Origin of the sequence: Dactylosporangium vinaceum (genome assembly GCF_019904175.1) — a bacterium.
Lineage (GTDB): Bacteria > Actinomycetota > Actinomycetes > Mycobacteriales > Micromonosporaceae > Dactylosporangium > Dactylosporangium vinaceum.
In genome coordinates, this window is record NZ_CP061913.1 from 7,907,223 (window position 1) to 7,925,579 (window position 18,357).

The 18,357-nt window shown below is 72.1% G+C and carries 15 protein-coding genes; 8 read left to right on the forward strand and 7 right to left on the reverse strand.

Going from position 1 to position 18,357, the window contains the following annotated elements; translation table 11 throughout:
• Positions 1-35: 35 nt before the first annotated feature.
• Positions 36-2,330: a beta-glucosidase gene (locus Dvina_RS35485; protein WP_223093638.1), complete on the reverse strand. Its 2,295-nt coding sequence runs from the start codon at positions 2,328-2,330 to the stop codon at positions 36-38.
• A 2-nt stretch (positions 2,331-2,332) separates the two neighbouring features.
• Positions 2,333-3,349, reverse strand: coding sequence for a LacI family DNA-binding transcriptional regulator (locus Dvina_RS35490; RefSeq protein ID WP_246655533.1), 1,017 nt, complete (start codon positions 3,347-3,349; stop codon positions 2,333-2,335).
• 131 nt (positions 3,350-3,480) lie between these two features.
• On the opposite strand from Dvina_RS35490, the gene Dvina_RS35495 reads away from it, so the two are divergent.
• From Dvina_RS35495 to Dvina_RS35520, 6 genes are all read left to right on the forward strand, one after another.
• Positions 3,481-4,788, forward strand: coding sequence for an ABC transporter substrate-binding protein (locus Dvina_RS35495; RefSeq protein WP_223093640.1), 1,308 nt, complete (start codon positions 3,481-3,483; stop codon positions 4,786-4,788).
• Between the two features lie 11 nt (positions 4,789-4,799).
• On the forward strand, positions 4,800-5,777 hold the full coding sequence (locus Dvina_RS35500) for a carbohydrate ABC transporter permease (protein ID WP_223093641.1): 978 nt from the start codon (positions 4,800-4,802) through the stop codon (positions 5,775-5,777).
• A 5-nt stretch (positions 5,778-5,782) separates the two neighbouring features.
• Entirely contained in the window at positions 5,783-6,634 is an 852-nt protein-coding gene (locus tag Dvina_RS35505; protein ID WP_223093642.1) for a carbohydrate ABC transporter permease, read from the forward strand.
• Positions 6,635-6,790: 156 nt separating this feature from the next.
• Positions 6,791-8,185, forward strand: a complete 1,395-nt coding sequence (locus Dvina_RS35510; RefSeq protein ID WP_223093643.1) for a glycoside hydrolase family 10 protein — start codon at positions 6,791-6,793, stop codon at positions 8,183-8,185.
• A 1-nt stretch (position 8,186) separates the two neighbouring features.
• Entirely contained in the window at positions 8,187-9,476 is a 1,290-nt protein-coding gene (locus Dvina_RS35515) for an extracellular catalytic domain type 1 short-chain-length polyhydroxyalkanoate depolymerase (protein WP_223093644.1), read from the forward strand.
• Positions 9,477-9,518: 42 nt separating this feature from the next.
• A complete protein-coding gene (locus Dvina_RS35520) occupies positions 9,519-11,030 on the forward strand; it encodes a PP2C family protein-serine/threonine phosphatase (RefSeq protein ID WP_223093645.1) in 1,512 nt (503 codons plus the stop codon).
• Between the two features lie 57 nt (positions 11,031-11,087).
• On the opposite strand, the gene Dvina_RS35525 is transcribed toward Dvina_RS35520, so the two are convergent.
• From Dvina_RS35525 to Dvina_RS35540, 4 genes are all read right to left on the reverse strand, one after another.
• Positions 11,088-11,477 (reverse strand): ATP-binding protein, encoded by a 390-nt coding sequence (locus tag Dvina_RS35525; protein WP_223093646.1) that lies wholly within the window; start codon positions 11,475-11,477, stop codon positions 11,088-11,090.
• Positions 11,470-11,778 carry an STAS domain-containing protein gene (locus Dvina_RS35530; protein WP_246655534.1) on the reverse strand — a complete coding sequence of 103 codons (309 nt, stop codon included), beginning with the start codon at positions 11,776-11,778 and terminating at the stop codon, positions 11,470-11,472. The genes Dvina_RS35525 and Dvina_RS35530 overlap by 8 nt, the downstream gene beginning before the upstream one ends.
• 130 nt (positions 11,779-11,908) lie before the next feature.
• Complete coding sequence (locus tag Dvina_RS35535; protein ID WP_223093648.1) at positions 11,909-12,820, reverse strand: SdrD B-like domain-containing protein; 912 nt, start codon at positions 12,818-12,820, stop codon at positions 11,909-11,911.
• Positions 12,821-13,337: 517 nt separating this feature from the next.
• Positions 13,338-14,636 (reverse strand): tetratricopeptide repeat protein, encoded by a 1,299-nt coding sequence (locus Dvina_RS35540; protein ID WP_223093649.1) that lies wholly within the window; start codon positions 14,634-14,636, stop codon positions 13,338-13,340.
• Between the two features lie 443 nt (positions 14,637-15,079).
• Between Dvina_RS35540 and Dvina_RS35545 the strand changes: the two genes are divergently transcribed.
• Positions 15,080-15,445: a DUF2203 domain-containing protein gene (locus Dvina_RS35545; RefSeq protein WP_223093650.1), complete on the forward strand. Its 366-nt coding sequence runs from the start codon at positions 15,080-15,082 to the stop codon at positions 15,443-15,445.
• On the opposite strand, the gene Dvina_RS35550 is transcribed toward Dvina_RS35545, so the two are convergent.
• Positions 15,442-16,077 carry a TetR/AcrR family transcriptional regulator gene (locus Dvina_RS35550; RefSeq protein ID WP_223093651.1) on the reverse strand — a complete coding sequence of 212 codons (636 nt, stop codon included), beginning with the start codon at positions 16,075-16,077 and terminating at the stop codon, positions 15,442-15,444. The genes Dvina_RS35545 and Dvina_RS35550 overlap by 4 nt on opposite strands.
• Before the next feature lie 93 nt (positions 16,078-16,170).
• On the opposite strand from Dvina_RS35550, the gene Dvina_RS35555 reads away from it, so the two are divergent.
• Entirely contained in the window at positions 16,171-18,345 is a 2,175-nt protein-coding gene (locus Dvina_RS35555; RefSeq protein ID WP_223093652.1) for an MMPL family transporter, read from the forward strand.
• Positions 18,346-18,357: the final 12 nt, after the last annotated feature.

Genomic DNA, 18,357 nt, shown 5'->3' on the forward strand with positions numbered 1-18,357 from the left:
CTCCTGACCCGAGCGTGCCGCTCCCGGATGCCCCCTCAGATCACCCGGGCGGTGTGATTGAGCCGCCGGGAGGCGCCGACGTGGCGGACCGGGCCGACCACCGGGACGGGCAGCGCGGTGTGGACGTCCGTGCTGGACCGGGCCACGAGCAGCTCGATGTCGCCGGGCTCGACGCGCCGGCGCCCGTCACGGCCGGTGTAGGACAGCAGGTCGGCGTGCAGCGTGACGACGAGCGTGCGCGACTCGCCCGGGTCCAGGTCGACCCGCGGGGCGGCGACGAGCTGGCGGACCGGCCGGGCGACCTCGGCCACCGGGTCGTGGACGTAGATCTGCACGACGGTGGACACCTCGCGATCCGCCGGGTTGTGCAGGGGCACCGTCACCTCCACCTCGCCGTCGGTCGCCCACCCGTCGGGTGAGTGCAGCGACACCGCGCCCCACTCCGCGTCGGCGTAGGACAGGCCGTGGCCGAACGGGAAGAGCTGGCTCGGGTCCACTGTGGACACCTCGCTGAGACGGCCGAGCGGGGCGGCCAGGTAGGGGGCGGGCTGGGAGGCGCCGGCACCGGGGAAGCCGACCGGGAGCCGGCCCGAGGGGTTGACCCGGCCCGTGAGGACGCCGGCCAGGGCGGCCGCGCCCTGCTCGCCCGGGAAGAACGTGCACACCGCGGCGGCGAGGCGGTCGACCTGGCGGGACAGCTCGTAGGGGCGGCCGGCCAGCACCACGAGGACGACGGGCGTGCCGGTGGCCAGCAGCGCCTCCAGGAGCTCCTCCTGGCGGCCGGGCAGGCGCAGGTCGGCGGCGTCACAGCCCTCGCCCGAGGTGCCGGCGCCGAACAGACCGGCCAGGTCGCCCAGCACGGCGACGCAGACGTCAGCGTCCGCGGCGACGGTGGCGGCCGCGGCGATGTCCTCGTCGGACCCTCCCTCGACCGGGCAGCCCAGGGAGTACACAAGCGAGAAGTCGTTCTGCAGTGCTTCGACGACGGTCTGGACGTCCAGGCCCAGCTCCAGGCCCTCGTGGTGGATGCCGACGTGGCGGGGGAAGGAGTAGCAGCCGAAGAGGGCGTCGGGGCGGTTCGCGCCGGGGCCGACGACGGCCAGGCGGGTGCCCGGGCGCAGCGGCAGCGCGCTCTCGTTGCGCAGCAGGACGATGGAGCGCTCGGCCAGGCGCCGGGCGATGTCGCGGGCGTCGGCGTCGTCGAGCGCGCACGGATCGGTCAGATACTCCGGCTCCACCGCCCAGCCGTCGTCGAGCAGGCCCAGCTCGCACTTCTGGCGCAGGACCCGCTCGACCGCGCGGTCGATCAGGGCCTCGTCGACGTCGCCCGCCTCGAGGGCCTTGAGCAGCGGGTTGCCGTAGCAGTTCACGCCGGGCAGCTCGACGTCGATGCCGGCCCGCAGCGCGTTCGCCGCCGCCTCGGCCCGGTCGGCCGCGACGCCATGCAACGATTCAAGGAAGGCGATCGCGAAGTAGTCGGACACGACGGTGCCGTCGAAGCCCAGGCGGTCCCGCAGCACCTCGGTGAGCAGCGTGCGGTCCGCGGCGACCGGCACGCCGTCGATGTCGGTGTAGTTGTTCATCACCGAGCGGGCACCGGCCCGCAGGGCCATCTCGAACGGGGGCAGCAGGACGTCGGCGACCTCGCGCGGGCCGATCGACACCGGGGCGAGGTTGCGCCCGGCGCGGGAGGCCGAGTAGCCGACGAAGTGCTTGAGCGTGGCCACGATCCCGGTCGACTGCAGCCCGCGCACGTAGGCCGCGCCGATGGTGCCGACGAGGTGCGGGTCCTCGCCGATGGTCTCCTCGACGCGGCCCCAGCGCACGTCGCGGATGACGTCGAGGACCGGGGCGAGGCCCTGGTGGATGCCGAGCCGGCGCATGGTCTGCCCGATGTGGGCGGCCATCCGCTCGACGAGCCCGGGGTCGAAGCTGGCGCCCCACGCCAGCGGCGTCGGGAAGATCGGGGCGCGCCAGGCGGCCAGGCCGGTGAGGCACTCCTCGTGCACGATCGCCGGGATGCCGAACCGGCCGCCCCCGACGATCTGCGACTGCAGGTCGGCGACGCGGCGGGCCCCGGCGGCGGGCTCGATCGGGGCGGAGCCGTAGACGCGGGTCACCTGGCCCAGGCCGTGCCGGATCAGCTCGGTCCAGTCCATCGGGTCGGGGGCCTGGTCGCTCTGGTGCGGGGCGACCTCGCCGGCGGTGTCGTCGACGTTGAGCCAGGCGCCGTACATCTGCGCCACCTTCTCGCGCAACGACATCCGGGCCATCAGGTCCGCCACACGCACGGCGACGGGCTGCTTCGGGTCCCGCCACGCTTCAGTCACGCTCAACGCTCCGTCTCCAGGTGTGCGGTCGACTGGCGCACCACGAGCCGCGTGGCCAGCCGGACGTGGGTGTTCTCCACCGGCTCGCCGTTCATCAGCTGGATGAGCAGGTCGATCGCGCGGTGCCCCATCTCGTGGATGGGCTGTTCCACTGTGGTCAGTGAGGGGCTGGCCAGCGCCGCCTCGGGGACGTTGTCGAAGCCGACGACGGACAGGTCCTCGGGCACCCGCAGGCCCATGGCCACGGCGACCTCGATGGCCGCGATCGCCGAGGTGTCGTTCGCGGCGAAGAGGGCCGTGGGGCGGTCGGGGCGATCCAGCAGCCGCCGGGCCGCGGCCGCGGAGTCGTCCGCGTCGTAGTTGCCCGGCTGGATGAGGTCGGGGTCGGGGTCGATCCCGGCCCGGGCGAGCTCCTCGCGGTAGCCCTGCTCGCGCTCCTTGGCCGACTCGAGGTCGGGCCGCCCGCCGATCAGCGCGATGCGCCGGTGCCCGAGCTCGACGAGGTGCCGCACGCCGCTGCGCGCCCCCTCGAGGTTGTCGGAGTCCACCGTTGGCAGCCCGGTCGGCCCGGCGTGGGGGTCGACGGCGACCACGGATTGCCCGAACTCGACCTCGACCACCGTCGGCGTGACCAGGATGGCCCCGTCGACGAGGGTGCCCGACAAGCGTGAAAGATACCGCTGCTCCCAGCCGGCGTGGTCCACGGTGCGCCCGCCGGCCGAGTAGACGACAAGCTCGTACCCAGTGCCCTTGATCGCCTTCGCGGCACCCTTGAGCAGCTCCGTCGAGAACGGCTCCAGGTCGGCCACGAGGATGCCGATCACGTTCGTCTTGTGGTTGCGCAGGCTCTGCGCCACCAGACTCGCCTCGTAGCCCAGGTCACGGATGACGGCCTGGACGTGCGCGCTGGTCGCCGCGGACACGCCGTAGCGGGCATTGAGGACCTTGGAGACCGTCGCGACCGAGACGCCGGCGGTGGCCGCGACGTCGCGAATCGTGACTCGGGAACTGGGCTTCACGAGGGCACAATAACGTCCGATAACGTTATCGACAACGATTGACAACGCTCGTAACAAAGGCGCAGACTCTGCGGTCATCGAGGGCCGAGCCCCTGTTGGCTCGCCCACGCCCCCGTCAGGAGATGATCAATTTGAACGTCCGCCTGAGCACCCCACGGAGGCTGGCCGCGATCGCCATCGCCCTGTCGATGACGCTCCCCTCCTTGACCGCTTGCGGAGACGACAGCACTCAAGCACCGACCGATGCCAACGCCCCGGTCACCCTCACCTGGTGGCACAACGGCAACCAGGACCCAGCCCTGGGCGTCTGGCAGTCGGTCGCCGACCAATACCACAAGGACCACCCGAACGTGTCGTTCAAGGTCGAGCCGGCCCAGAACGAGGCGCTCAAGACGAAGATCTCGGTGGCGCTGCAGTCACCGAACCCGCCCAGCATCTTCCAGCAGTGGGGCGGCGGCGCCCTGGCCACGCAGGTCGAGTCGGGCAAGATTCTGGACATGACCGAGCAGGTCAAGCCCTGGATCGCCGAGCTCGGCGGGGCCGCGCAGGGCTGGCAGGTCGACGGCAAGCAGTACGGCATTCCCTACGACCTGCACGTGGTCGGCTTCTGGTACCGCAAGGACCTCTTCGAGCAGGCCGGCATCGCGGGCGCACCGAAGACGATGGCCGAGCTCAACGACGCCGTCACCAAGCTCAAGGCCAAGAACATCACGCCGATCTCGATCGGTAGCAAGGACAAGTGGCCCGACGCTTTCTGGTGGTCGTACTTCGCGATCCGCGAGTGCTCCACCGACACCGTCAAGAACACCGTGAAGAACCTCAAGATGGACGACCCGTGCTGGGTGAAGGCGGGCGAGGACCTCAAGGCGTTCCTGGACACCAAGCCGTTCCAGGACGCGTTCCTGGGCACCCCGGCCCAGCAGGGTGCGGGCAGCTCGGCCGGCCTCGTCGCCAACGGCAAGGCCGCGATGGAGCTGCAGGGTGACTGGGAACTGCCGACGATGATCCCGCTGACCGAGGACAAGCAGTTCGCCTCGAAGCTCAGCTGGTTCCCGTTCCCGACCATCGAGGGCGGCAAGGGCACCCCGGGCACCGCGCTCGGCGGCGGTGACGGCTTCTCGTGTGCGGTCAAGGCCGGCCCGGCCTGCGCCGACTTCCTGAAGTACGTCGCCAGCGCGGACGTGCAGTCCAAGCTGGTGTCCTCGAACACGGCGACACTGCCGGCCAACCCGAAGGCGATCTCGGCCATCCAGGACGCGTCGCTCAAGACGGTGCAGGAGTACCTGAACGGGGCGCCGTACATCCAGGTGTACTTCGACCAGGCGCTGCCCACCAGCGTCGGCCAGGCCCTGAACGACGCGATCGCCGACTTCTTCGCCGGCAAGGGCAGTCCGCAAGGGATCGTCGACGCGTTCGGCAAGGCCGTCGCCAACAAGTAAAGAGCAGGGGCATGACGCAAACGAGTGGTACTGCCGTGGCGGCGGCACCCTCGGCCCGGGCCGGTCGCACTGCGCGACCGGCCCGCCGGCCGGGAGGGAGCCGGGCCAAGCGGCTCGAGCTGGCCCTGCTGCTGACGCCGGCGCTGATTCTGTTCGTCGGGTTCGTGCTGCTGCCGATCGCGGCCTCGGTCTACTACAGCTTCTACAAGTGGACGGGGTTCAGCCCGCGGACCTGGTTCGGCTTCGGCAACTACGCCCGCATCCTCGATGACGAGGTCTTCCGGCAGTCGCTCTGGCACAACATCGTCATCGCGGTGCTGTCCCTGGTCATCCAGCTGCCGCTGGCGATCGGCATCGCCCTGATGCTCAACGGCAAGATCCGGGGCCGGGCGGTGCTGCGGCTCATCGTGTTCGCACCCTACGTGCTCTCCGAGGCCATCACCGCCGTGGTGTGGCTGCTCATGCTGCAGCCGGACGGCTTCGTCGACCAGCTCTTCAAGGCGGTCGGGGCGGGCGGGCTCATCCAGGACTGGCTGGCCGACGGCGACCTGGTGCTGTACACCCTGTTCGTCGTCGTCACCTGGAAGTACCTCGGCTTCGGCATCATCCTGCTGCTGGCCGGCCTGCAGAGCATCCCGGCCGAGCTCAAGGAGGCGGCCGCGACCGACGGCGCCACCAGCTGGCAGACCACGCGCAGCATCGTGCTGCCGCTGCTCGGCCCGACGATCCGGATCTGGATCTTCCTGTCCGTCATCGGCTCGCTGCAGCTGTTCGACCTGGTCTGGATCATGACGCTGGGCGGCCCCGCAAACGCCTCCAGCACCATGGCCGTCTACCTGCTCGACCGCGGCTTCACCCGCTACGAGTTCGGCTACGGCAGCGCCGTCTCCGTCGTGCTGTTCATCGTGTGCTTCATCTTCGCGCTGCTCTACCAGCGTTTCGCTCTGCGCCGTGACACCCAGGGCGCACTGACCCGGATCGTGGAGTGACCGCCATGACCGCGCCGAAAGCCGCGACCGCGCCGAGGTCGCTGACGCTGGGCACGCCGTTTCGCTACCTGGCGGTCCTGCTCGTCGTCGGGGTCACCCTGGTCCCGCTGCTGTTCACCATCCTGGGCGGCTTCCGCACCAACGCGCAGCTCAACAACTCACCGGCCGGCTGGCCGAGCCCATGGGTGTTCAGCAACTTCTCCGAGGTGCTGTCCTCGTCGGTGTTCTGGCGGGCGATGGGCAACAGCGCGTTCATCGCCGTGGTCGCGACGTTCCTCGCGGTCGCGGCCGGCGCGATGGCGGCGTTCGCGCTGTCGCGCTACCAGTTCAAGGGCCGCGAAGGCATCTACACGCTGTTCACCATCGGCCTGCTGTTCCCCGTCTCGGCCGCGGCGCTGCCGCTGTACCTCCTGCTGCGCCAGATGGGCCTGCTGGAGCAGTCGCTCGGCGTGGCCCTGCCGGAGGCGGCGTTCTCACTGCCGATCACGATCGTCATCCTGCGCCCGTTCATGCACGCCATTCCCGGCGAGCTGGAGGACGCGGCGGCGATGGACGGGGCGGGCCGGCTGGGGTTCTTCTGGCGGATCCTGCTGCCACTGAGCCGCCCGGCCCTGACGACCGTGGCCATCCTGGCGTTCGTCACGAGCTGGAACGCGTACCTGCTGCCGGTGCTCGTGCTGTCGGACCCGTCCGACTTCACGCTGCCACTGGGGGTGGCGGCGTTCCAGTCGCAGTATGCCCAGGACACCGCCCGCATCCTGGCCTACACGGCCGCCTCGATGATCCCGGCGATCGGTTTCTTCGTCTTCGCCGAACGCCGTATCGTGGGTGGCTTAACCGGTTCAGTAAAGGGCTGAAAGATTTGCTGTTGTAAGTTTCACAGAATGCATTATCGATAACGCCCGCGACCTGCAAGAGAGGTCGCGGGCGTTTCTTTCCGGCGCATTTCCGTAATGCTGGAGGCGGTCCGCGAGCAAGCGGATTTTCAATTCCGTCCGGAGGTCTTTACCGCCATGAGAAACTTCAGGACCCGGGGCGCTGTCGCGCTGGCCGGCGCGGCCGCGATCGCCGTCGTCGTGAGCCTCGCGAGCACCGCCGAGGCCGGCACGACACTCGGCGCCTCGGCCGCCGAGAGCGGGCGCTACTTCGGTACCGCCGTCGCGAACTACAAGCTCAGCGACGCCACCTACAGCGGCATTCTCGACCGCGAGTTCAACATGATCACGCCCGAGAACGAAATGAAGTGGGACGCCACCGAGCCCAGCCAGGGTTCGTTCAACTACAGCAGCGCCGACGCGATCGTCGCACACGCGAATGCGCACAACCAGCGGATGCGCGGGCACGCCCTGGCCTGGTACTCGCAGCAGCCGCCCTGGGCCCAGGGCATGGAGGGCACCGCGCTGCGCAACGCGATGGTCAACCACATCACCAACGTCGCCACCCACTACAAGGGCAAGATCTACGCGTGGGACGTGGTGAACGAGGCGTTCGCCGACGGCGGGGGCGGCGGGCGCCGCGACTCCAACCTGCAGCGCACCGGCAACGACTGGATCGAGGTCGCGTTCAAGACCGCGCGGGCCGCCGACCCGGGCGCCAAGCTCTGCTACAACGACTACAACACCGACGGCGTCAACGCGAAGAGCACCGGCGTCTACAACATGGTCAAGGACTTCAAGGCCCGCGGCGTGCCCATCGACTGCGTCGGCTTCCAGTCGCACATCAACTCCGGCTCCCCGCTGCCGTCGGACTACCAGGCCAACCTCCAGCGCTTCGCCGACCTCGGCGTCGACGTGCAGATCACCGAGCTCGACATCCAGGGCTCCGGCACGGCCCAGGCCAACAGCTACGCCACAGTCGTCAAGTCCTGCCTGGCCGTGGCCCGCTGCACCGGCATCACCGTGTGGGGCATCCGCGACAGCGACTCGTGGCGCAGCGGCGACACCCCGCTGCTGTTCGACAACAACGGCAACAAGAAGGCCGCCTACACGTCGGCGCTGAACGCGCTCAACAGCGGCGGCACCTCCTCGCCCCCGCCGGTCTCCACCTCCCCCAGCGTCTCGGTCTCGCCGAGCGTCTCGGTCTCCCCCAGCGTCTCGACCTCGCCGTCGAGCCCGGGCGGCGGCACCGGCAACGGCTGCACCGCCACCACGTCGGTGAACCAGTGGCCGGGCGGGTTCGTCGTCACCGTGCGCGTCACGGCCGGCGCGGCCGCGATCAACGGCTGGACCGTCGGGCTCACACTGCCCAGCGGCGCGACGGTGACCAGCTCCTGGAACGTGACCCGCTCCGGCAACAGCTGGAGCAACGTCTCCTACAACGGACACGTCAACGCCGGGCAGTACACCGAGTTCGGCATCCAGGGCACCGGCACCGCGGGAACGCTCACACCCACCTGTGCGGGGAGCTGACATGCGCCGTGCCCTCGCCGCACTCGGCGGCCTCGTCCTCGCCCTCATCGGCGTCTTCGTGGTCGCCCAGCCCGCCCAGGCCGCCTCGCTCGTCGAGGTGACCGGCTTCGGCAACAACCCCAGCGGGCTGCGGATGCACATCTTCGTGCCGGACAACGTCCAGGCCAAGCCGCCGATCCTGGTCGCCGTGCACTACTGCACGGGCTCCGGCCCGGCGTTCTACTCCGGCTCGGAGTTCGCGTCGCTCGCGTCGCAGTACGGGTTCATCGTCATCTACCCGTCGGCCACCCGCAGCGGCCAGTGCTTCGACGTCTCGTCGCCGCAGGCGCTGACCCGCAACGGCGGCAGCGACCCGGTCGGCATCATGTCGATGGTCACCTACACCGAGCAGCACTACAACGGCGACCCTTCGCGGGTGTACGTCACCGGCGCCTCCTCCGGCGCGATGATGACAAACGTCCTGCTCGGCGACTACCCCGACGTGTTCAAGGCGGGCGCCGCGTTCATGGGCGTGCCGTTCGGCTGCTTCGCCACCACCGACGGCTCCTCGTGGAACAGCCAGTGCTCCGGCGGGCAGCGCATCTACACGCCGCAGCAGTGGGGCGACATGGTCCGGGCCGCGTACCCCGGGTACACCGGCCCGCGGCCGCGGATGCAGGTATGGCACGGCACGACCGACACGACGCTCGCCTACCCGAACTTCGGCGAGGAGATCAAGCAGTGGACGAACGTGCTGGGCGTGTCCCAGACGCCGGCGCTCACCGACACGCCGCGGTCGGGCTGGACCCGCACCCGGTACGGCAGCGCGGCCGTCGCGCCGCCGGTCGAGGGCATCAGCATCAGCGGTGTCGGGCACTCGCTGCCGCTGGCCGGGCAGGCCGCGATGGCGATCGAGTTCATGGGCCTCAACGGCCAGGGCCCCACGCCCCGGCCCTCGTCCTCGTCGGCGTCACCGCGCCCGTCGGCCTCGTCGCCCTCGGCGTCACCGTCGAGCCCGGGCGGTGGCACGGGTAACGGCTGCACCGCCACCACCGCCGTCAACCAGTGGCAGGGCGGGTTCGTCGTCACCGTGCGCGTCACGGCCGGCGCGGCCGCGATCAACGGCTGGACCGTCGGGCTCACACTGCCCAGCGGCGCGACGGCGACCAGCTCCTGGAACGTGACCCGCTCCGGCAACAGCTGGAGCAACGTCTCCTACAACGGACACGTCAACGCCGGGCAGTACACCGAGTTCGGCATCCAGGGCACCGGCACCGCGGGAACGCTCACTCCCACCTGTTCCGCGAGTTAAGACCGACTGCACGGCCGCCGCGGTCGCCGATAGGCTGCGGGCATGGCAGACGACGCCGACACGACTGCGGCGGTCGTGCAGGAACTCCTCTCGGGCGTCCCCGCCGGCTGTACCTTCCTGCGCCCGATCACCGAGTCGGGTGCGGTCGTGGACTTCCAGGTGGTGGCGACCAGCGGGACCGGCACCGATCTGCTCGGGCTCGGCACGGCGCGCAGGGGCCGCCGCCTGACCCAGCTGTACCCCACGATCGCCGGCGGCCCCCTCTGGTCGGCCTACCTGCGGGTGCTCGCGACAGGTGAGCCGACGACGCTGGAGAACTTCCAGTACAACCCGGACACCGCCGGGATCGTGGCCGACTCGTCGTTCGTCATCAGCGTGCACCGGGTCCTCGACGGGCTGCTCGTGTGGTGGGAACGGGTCGACGAGGCCCGGCGCCGCCTCGACCGGACCGAGCTGCTGGGGCTGCTCGGGTGGTCGGAGTACAACCTCGTGACCGGCGAGATGGATTGGTCACCGGGGATGTACCGGATCTTCGAGCGGGACCCGGCGCTGGGACCGCTCCCGCGGGCCGACCAGAGCGCGGCCGTCGTCCCCGAGGACGTGCCGGTCGCCGAGCTCTCCTGGCAGACCCTCGACAGCGGCGCCACCTCCGACGTCATCGTGCGCTTCCGGATCGGCACCGGGACCAAGCACCTGCGCATCCTGTCCGACCTGGCCCGCGACCCGGCCGGCAAGCCGCTGAAGATCTACGCGGTCGCCCAGGACGTCAGCGGCCGGGAGCGGTCTCGCTCGGCGATCGAGCAGCTCAGCGATCAGCTGCACACCCGCGAGATGACGGCGCTCGCCGAGCACCGCCTCGCCGCGCAGCTGCAGCAGCTGATCCAGCCCGTGCCGGGCGAACCGTTCCCGCTCAACGGGCTGCGGGCCGCTGTCGGCTACCTGCCGGCGGAGAGCGCGCTGCGGGTGGGCGGGGACTGGTACCACGCCCAGACCCTGCCGGGCGGCTCCGTCCTGCTGGCCATCGGCGACGTCGCCGGGCACGGGCTCGAGGCCGCCAACGGGATGGCCCACCTGCGGTTCGCGCTCGTCGCGTGGCTCTCCATCGGCCTGCACGACCCGGGTGAGCTGCTCGGGCACATGAACCGGCTGTGCGTGCAGCTCGGAATCACCGGCACGGCCGTCATCGGCGTCTTCGCACCGCCGGCGCGCCGGCTGGACTGGGCCCGGGCCGGGCACCTGCCGCCGCTGCTCGGGCGGGCCGGGACCGCCGCGGAGCTCCAGCCGCCGCCGGGCCTGCTCCTCGGGGCCGCCGCGGACGCGCAGTATCCGGCCGCCGTGGCCGAGCTCAGCCCCGGTGACCTGGTGCTGCTCTACACCGACGGGCTGGTCGAGCGCCGCTCGATGGACGTCGGCACGCACCTGGACTGGGTGAAGGCCGCCCTGTCCGCGGCCACCGCGGCGGGCGTCGGCGACCCCCTGCCCGGGCTGCGCCGGCTGCTGCGCCGTCCCAACCCTGACGACGACACGTGCACGCTGGCCGTGCAGGTCGTTTAGGCCCAGTCCGGTCGGGCCCGGACGGAGCCCGGGTTTCGGTGATCGGCCGGACCGGGCCTAGAGACCGAGCTGCAGCCGGACGACCGAGCCGCGGGCGACCGCGAACGCGGCCACGTGGTCGCACACCATCTCGACGATCGGCAGGCCGCGCCCGCGCACCGCGTCGGCCGCGGGCATGTCGCCGCCGAACGTGAGCACCGGGCCCTGGTCGAGCACGTCGCAGTAGATCTGCCCGGACTCCGACCACAGCTGGACCTCGCCGCCCTCGGCCGTGTACTGCAGCGTGTTCGTCGCGAGCTCGTTCACGGCGAGGGTCAGCATCTCGGCCCGGTCACGCGACAGGCCGAGCGCGACCGCCCGGGTGGTCACGAACGCCCGCACGGCGGCCAGGTCGCCGACCAGCCGGTAGCCGATCGACTCGACCGGGCGGGCCGGGTGCTCAACCATCCCCGGCTCCGTCCTGCGGCTGCAGCAGCCCGCCGACGCCCGTGATGTCCAGCACGTGCGCCACCATCCCGCCGGCGTTGACGACGCTGAGCTGCCCGCCCCGCTCGATCGCCGCCCGATATGCCGTGACGAGCGCGTGCACGCCACTGGAGTCGAGAAACGTCAGCCCGCCCAGGTCCACGACGACCTGCGGCGCCGCGTCGACGGCCGCCATCAGGACGGCCGTGCACTCCTCCCGCGCCGCGAGGTCGCACTCCCCGGACAGCGAGACCGCCGCCTGTTTCCCGTCGACCGATGTCATTGCCTCGAACCGCGCCATCCGACCGCTTTCCTCAGTTGACGATCGCCCGGGACACATCATGGCATCCGCGGTGGCCAGCGACTGCCGCGGATGCCGCGAAAGTGCCCGGACGCGTTCGCCCGAACGACGGTCAGGCCCGCCGCCGCGCCGCCCGCACCAGGACAAAACCGGCGAGCACCAGCGCAAACCCGGTTCCCCCGACGGCGACGACGTTCGTGCCGGTCACGGCGAGTATCGACCGGTGGTACATCCCGGCGTCGAGCACGGCCGCCCCGCCCGGCGCGATCGTCACGACGTCCGACACCCCGAACACCGCCGGCCCACCGGCATCGGTGTACGCCACGAAGTCCGAGTCACGACTGGGATCGTTCCCGGCCGCGTAGCGCGTGAACGCCCACTCGATCGCCGCGATGTCCCCGTCCGGCCCGACCCGCCCGGCCCCGATCAGCACGACGACGCTTCCGGCCGGCAGCCCCGTCACCCGGTACGTCCCGTCGCGGCCGGTCACCGCCTCCCGCACGTCGCCGCCGGACGTGTCCCGGGCCTGCACGCGCCCGATCAGGCGGCGCATGAGGTCGGCCTTTGACTGCTGCGACTGCCCGGCCAGCTCACCGACGGCGAACACGGCCACGGGCAGCCCGCCGATACCCGGCTCTGCGCCGTCCCGGAGCCCGTTGCGGTTCCGGTCGTTCCAGGCCCGCCCGCGCACGGTCACGGTGGCCGCGCTCGCTGCCACTCCCCCGGCCGCCGCGGACGCTCCCGGCCCGGCCGCCACGGACGCTCCCGGTGCGGCCGGCGCAGATGCTCCGGACCGGGCCGCCGCGGACGCTCCTGGTGCGGCTGATACCGACGGCCCGGTCGCCGCCTGGGCCCGCGACTTGCCGACCGCCTTGGACGCCTTGGACGCCTGGGCGGACGCGCTCGGGGCGGCGGCCACGGACGCGCCCGGGGCGGCGGCGGTCTCCGCGTGGGCCGCACCCGCCAGTGCCACGACTCCGGCAATGACAATTCCTGCGGGCACGAGCAGCAGCCGCTTGAGCATCAGTACATCCACATCGTCCGAAAGGGCTGCCTCGCGCGGCCCGAAGAGACGATAAATACGAAATGCCCGATTTGTTAGTACTGCGACCCGCTCGCCGCCCGGCGTGTCGCCCTCGGCGCGCCCGAACGAGTGACTCGCAGACGCCTCCGCCCGAGCCCTCCTGATCGATGCAGGCACGCGCGACCCCGCATGCCGACCCGCCCGGCCCGCTGGGACGGCACGCCGCCGCACGGCACGATGGGCGACCGCACGGCGCGATACGCGGCACGCCACGGCGACACGGCACGGTGCGGCACCGTGACACGACACGGTGCAGTGCGGCACGGTGCGGCGCTGCGCTGCACGGGCAGGGGCTCGGTGCGGTGGCACGGCAGAAGCACGGCGGCACGGGTAGGGCTACGTGCGTGCGGTGGGAGGGCCCTGGCACTGCACGGCACGGTGGGAGGGCCGGGACGGCACGGTGGCGTGGGACGGCACGGGCTGGGCGGTTGCGGTGGAGCGGCAGCGCGGGTGAGGGTCAGCCGGCCTTGGCGGCGCTGTCGCGGGCGGCGGCGAGGTGGACGCGGGCCAGGGTCAGTGCCTCTTCGTCGCGCGGCTCGGCCCGGGTGAGGGCGGCGACGACGCGTTCGTGCCAGATGACGGCCAGGCGCGGGGCGGCGGCCTCGTCGAACGCTTCGGCGCACTCGGCGAGATAGCGCACGGTCTCCGGGGCTTCCGGGCCGTCGCGCTCGATGACGAAGGCCAGGAGGCGCTCGTACGTCGCGTGGGCGGCCTCCTCGTCCCCGGCCGCAAGGTGGGCCTCGGCCAGGTCGTCGAGGGCGTCGTCGGGCTCGTCGGCCGCGTGCCCCGCCGGGTCATGGGCGGTTGCGGGGGCGCCGCGGGTGGGTGCGGTGCCGGCCCGCGCGTCACGGCCGTGGTCGCGGTCGTGGTCATGGTCGTGGTCATGGTCGTGGTCGTGGTCGTGGTCGTGGTCGTGGTAGGGCTCGTACAGCGGAACGGCTCGTTCGGGGTGGCGGCCGCGCAGGTAGACCCGGGCCAGGGTGTCGCGGGCGGCCCTGGTCTCGGGGGCGTCCGGGCCGTGCCGCAGCTCGTGCCATTGCAGGGACGCCTCGTACTGGGCTGTGGCCGCGCCCAGGGTGCCGGTCCGCTCGTAGAGGTCGGCCAGGCGCTCCAGGGTGGCCAGCACGATCGGCGCCCCCGGGCCGTAGATGCGCTCCAGGCTCTCGATCGCCCGGTGGTACTGCCGCTGTGCCCCCAGCAGGCTCCGGTACGCCCGGAGCACGCCGCGGTGCAGGCTCGCGTACCGCACGGTGTCCCGCTCGTAGACCTCGGCCAGGGCCAGGCGCAGGCCGAGCGTGCGCCGATGGTCCGGGCCCGGCCCGCGCACGGCGTCCGGGATGGCCCGCCGCAGCAGGTGCCGGGCCGCCGCGAAGTCCCCGGCCCGCTCGTGCGCCTGGGCCAGCCGCAGCCGGCCGTGCACGCTCACGGCGTGCCGCGCACCGAGCACCCGCACGGCGTCGTCCGCCGCGGCCTCGAGCCCGCCCGGGTCCCGCTCCGCGTGCGCCAGGGAGATCCGCACGTCGAGCACGTCGGCGTGCTCGGGGCCCAGCTCCCGCCGCCGCTCGTCGAGGATCGCCCGGAGGTGCTCCGCGGCAACGGCCCGCCGCTCGTCGAGCTCGGCGAGCCGCTCCGCGAGGGCCAGCCGCTCGGTGTGGTCGTCCAGGTGGGCGCGGTCGGTGAGCGCCGCCTCCATGACCGGCCCGAGGCGCTCCCGTTCGGCGCCGGTGCCCGCCTCCCACGCCGCGATCAGCTCCACGATCGGAGGCTACTCCGGCCGCGACCCGCCGCGAGCCGGAGCCCGAGCGCTTGCACCCCCGTTCGGGCCGGACCACCCCACGACACTGCACACCCCACCGTGCCGAGCCCGGCAACGCACACGCCGCCGCACAGCGACACGCCGCCACGCGGGCACAGAGCACCACACCACCCGCACCGCGCCGCACACCCACACAGCACCGCACAATCTGCCCAGCGCCACACGGCCACAGCACACCGCACACCCGCACAGCACCGCCAGCACACCGCCCGGCCAACAGGCCGCCCTCGCCGTCGCACGGGGCAGCACGGCGTCGCACAGGCAGCACGGCGTCGCGCGGACGGCGCGGTCGGCGCGGCATGGCGTTGGAGGTCTCGGCGGGCCGGTGGGGGCGGGATGCCGTGCTGGTGGTGGCTCGGTGGGCGTATGGCAGGGTGGGCGCCATGGTGGTGTTCACCGTGCCGGAGGCGCGGGCGGAGTTGGCGCGGATCAGGCCGACGCTCGATCGGCTCGTCGCGGTCCGGGCGGATGCGGCGGAGCTGGCCGCGGCCCTCGCGCCCGGCGGGGTCGGCACGGTGCTGGGCGGGCGGGCTGAGCTCAAGGCGGCTGAGGCTCTGCTCGACGAGCTGATCACCACGGTGCAGGAAAGCGGGGTGCACCTCAAGGGGTTCGCCCCGCTGCTGCTGGACTTCCCGGCCCGGCTGGACGGCGTCGACGTGCTGCTGTGCTGGCTCGAGGGCGACGCGGGGCTGGACTGGTACCACCGGGTCGACCTCGGCTTCGCCGGGCGCCGGCGGCTGCCCGACTAACGCGCGAGGATGCCGGCGACCGTGGCGTCCAGGGCGTGCTGCACCGCGGCCCGCTGCACCTCCGGCGGGAAGTTGCGCAGCGGGCCGTCCAGGAGCAGGTCGGCGACGCCGTGCGCGGTGGCCCAGGCGAACATGCCGAGGTACGGACGGCGCTGCGGGTCGATCGCGCCCAGCTCCACCAGGCGGTCCAGGATGCGCATCAGCATCTGGAACGGGGCGGTCTCCAGCGGATCCATGCCCTGACGGCCGGTCATCGGCTCGGAGTGGTGGAACGCGGTGCGGAACAGGCCGGGCTTCTCCAGGGCGAAGCTGATGTAGCCGTGGCCCAGGGCCCGCATCCGGGCCGCCAGCGCCTCGACCGTGTCGTCGGCGGCGGCGGTGGCCTCCAGCTCCTGCTGCATGCGCTCGGCCAGCTCGGTCAGCGCGCAGTCCTTCACGGCGTGGATCAGGTCCTCGCGGGAGTTGAAGTGACGGTAGGCGGCGGTGGCGGAGACGCCGATCTGGCGGGCCGCCTCGCGCAGGACCACGGCCTCCGGCCCGCCCGCCCGGGCGAGCTCCAGCGCCGCCCCGGTCAGGGCGTTCGCCAGGTCTCCGTGGTGGTACGAGTGGCGGCTCAACTTGCTGGAAGGCACCTCCCCATCCTCCTGGATGTTGACAGCGTTAACAATCCGTGCAATGTTGACGCTGTTAAGTTTACGCCGTCAACATCCCGTGGGGGAGAGCAGATGTTGTACCGGTACGGCACCTTCATCCATCGGCGGGCCCGGCTGATCCTGGTCGTCTCGCTGCTCCTGCTGCTCGGCGCCGGTATTGCCGGGGCCGGCGTGTTCGGGCGGCTGCAGGGCGGCGGGTTCGACGACCCGGCCTCGGAGTCCTCAAAGGCCCAGCAGCTCATCGACGAGCGCTTCGGCGGACGGCCCAACCTCGTGCTGCTCGCCCGCGCCGCCGACGGGTCCGTTGACTCGGCCGACGCCGCGGCCGCCGGGGCCACGCTCACCGCGGACCTCAAGGGCGAGGCCGGGGTCAGTGACGTCGTGTCGTACTGGTCGGCCGGGGTGGCCGAGCTGAAGTCGGGCGACGGCCGGGACGCGATCGTGCTGGCGCACGTCGGCGGGGACGAGACCGAGCGCCGGGAGCGTTCCCAGGCGCTCATCGAACGCTACGCCGTCGACGGCTCGGCCCTGTCCGTGCGGGCGGGCGGCGAGGCGGCCGTGAACGTGGACGTCAACACGCAGGTCGCGCGCAGTTTGGCCATCGCCGAGGCCATTGCGGTACCACTGACGCTCCTGCTTTTGATCATTGTCTTCGGCAGTGTGGTGTCGGCACTGCTCCCGCTGGCGGTCGGAGGAGTCGCGATCGTCGGGACGTTCGCCGAGCTGTCGCTGCTGGGCGCGGTCACGGACGTGTCGGTGTTCGCCATCAACCTCACCACCGCCCTCGGACTCGGGCTCGGCATCGACTACGCGCTGCTCATGGTGAGCCGGTTCCGCGAGCAGCTCGGCACCCCGGGCCAGGGGGACGGCACGCCGGTCGCCGAGGCGCTGGCGGCGACGGTCGCGACGGCCGGGCGGACCATCCTCTTCGCGGCCGCCACGGTCGCCACCGCGCTCACGGCACTGCTGGTGTTTCCGCTGTACTTCCTGCGCTCCTTCGCCTACGCCGGGATCGGGGTCGTCGTGATCGCCGCGGTGGGTGCCCTGGTCGTGCTGCCCGCGCTGCTGGCCGTGCTCGGCCGCCGGGTCGAGGCCGGGCGGGTGCCATGGCGGCGGCGCACCGATGCCGGGCCGGCGGCGGACTCGCCGTTCTGGGGGCGGCTCGCGGGCGCGGTCATGCGCCGCCCCGCCCTGGCCGCGCTGCCGGTCGTGCTCGGGCTGCTCGTCGCGGCCAGCCCCCTCGCGGGCGTGCGGTTCGGCACCCCGGACGAGGGCGTGCTGCGCCCGGGCAGCGACGGGCGGGTGGTCGCCGACCGGCTCGCCACCGGGTTCGCCAGCAACCAGAACGCGGGCGTCGACGTGGTGCTCGACGGCGCCGTGAACCGTGACGCGCTCACCGGCTACGCCGCCGCACTGTCCACACTGGAGCACGTCGGCGCGGTGACGAGCAGCGCCGGGATCTTCGCCGGCGGGACGAAGGTGCGCGACGGCGATCCGAGCCTGAGCCGGCCCGACGGTGAGCGTCTCGCCGTCGCCACGAACCTCACCGCCAAGTCCGACGGCGGGCAGGCGCTCGTGCGGGCCGTGCGGGCGGCCCACTCGCCCGTGCCGGCGTACGTGGGCGGCACGGACGCCCGGCTCATCGACACGACGCACGCCATCTCGTCCCGGCTGCCGTTCGGTGTCGCGGTCGTCGTGCTGGCCACGTTCGCGCTGCTGTTCCTGTTCACCGGCAGCGTCATCCAGCCGCTGCGGGCGCTCGTGCTCAACGTGCTCGGCCTGTCCGCGACCATGGGCGTGCTCACCTGGATATTCCAGGACGGGCACCTGGCCTCGTGGCTGCAGTTCACGCCGCGGCCGATGGACACGGCGATGACAGTGCTCATGTTCTGCATCGTGTTCGGCCTGTCGATGGACTACGAGGTGTTCCTGATCGGCCGGATCGCCGAGCTGCACGGCCGCGGCCTGCCGACGGACGAGGCCGTGCGGACCGGCCTGGCCCGGACCGGGCGGATCGTCTCGGCCGCGGCGATGCTGCTGGCCGTGAGCTTCTTCGCGTTCGGCACGAGCACGGTGAGCTTCCTGCAGATGTTCGGCATCGGCTGCGGCCTGGCGATCATCGTCGACGCGACGCTGATCCGCGGCATCCTCGTCCCGGCGATCGTGCGCGGCCTGGGCCGGCTCAACTGGTACTCCCCCGCGCCGCTGCGGCGCATCCACACGAAGGTGGCGCTCAGCGAGGCTTAGGCGGCATCCTCT

Coding starts and splice junctions, on each gene's coding strand:
- Dvina_RS35500 (WP_223093641.1), top strand. CDS start 4,800: ATGACGCAAACGAGTGGTACTGCCGTGGCGGCGGCACCCTCGGCCCGG.
- Dvina_RS35505 (WP_223093642.1), top strand. CDS start 5,783: ATGACCGCGCCGAAAGCCGCGACCGCGCCGAGGTCGCTGACGCTGGGC.
- Dvina_RS35510 (WP_223093643.1), top strand. CDS start 6,791: ATGAGAAACTTCAGGACCCGGGGCGCTGTCGCGCTGGCCGGCGCGGCC.
- Dvina_RS35515 (WP_223093644.1), top strand. CDS start 8,187: ATGCGCCGTGCCCTCGCCGCACTCGGCGGCCTCGTCCTCGCCCTCATC.
- Dvina_RS35520 (WP_223093645.1), top strand. CDS start 9,519: ATGGCAGACGACGCCGACACGACTGCGGCGGTCGTGCAGGAACTCCTC.
- Dvina_RS35525 (WP_223093646.1), bottom strand. CDS start 11,477: ATGGTTGAGCACCCGGCCCGCCCGGTCGAGTCGATCGGCTACCGGCTG.
- Dvina_RS35530 (WP_246655534.1), bottom strand. CDS start 11,778: ATGACATCGGTCGACGGGAAACAGGCGGCGGTCTCGCTGTCCGGGGAG.
- Dvina_RS35535 (WP_223093648.1), bottom strand. CDS start 12,820: ATGCTCAAGCGGCTGCTGCTCGTGCCCGCAGGAATTGTCATTGCCGGA.
- Dvina_RS35545 (WP_223093650.1), top strand. CDS start 15,080: ATGGTGGTGTTCACCGTGCCGGAGGCGCGGGCGGAGTTGGCGCGGATC.
- Dvina_RS35555 (WP_223093652.1), top strand. CDS start 16,171: ATGTTGTACCGGTACGGCACCTTCATCCATCGGCGGGCCCGGCTGATC.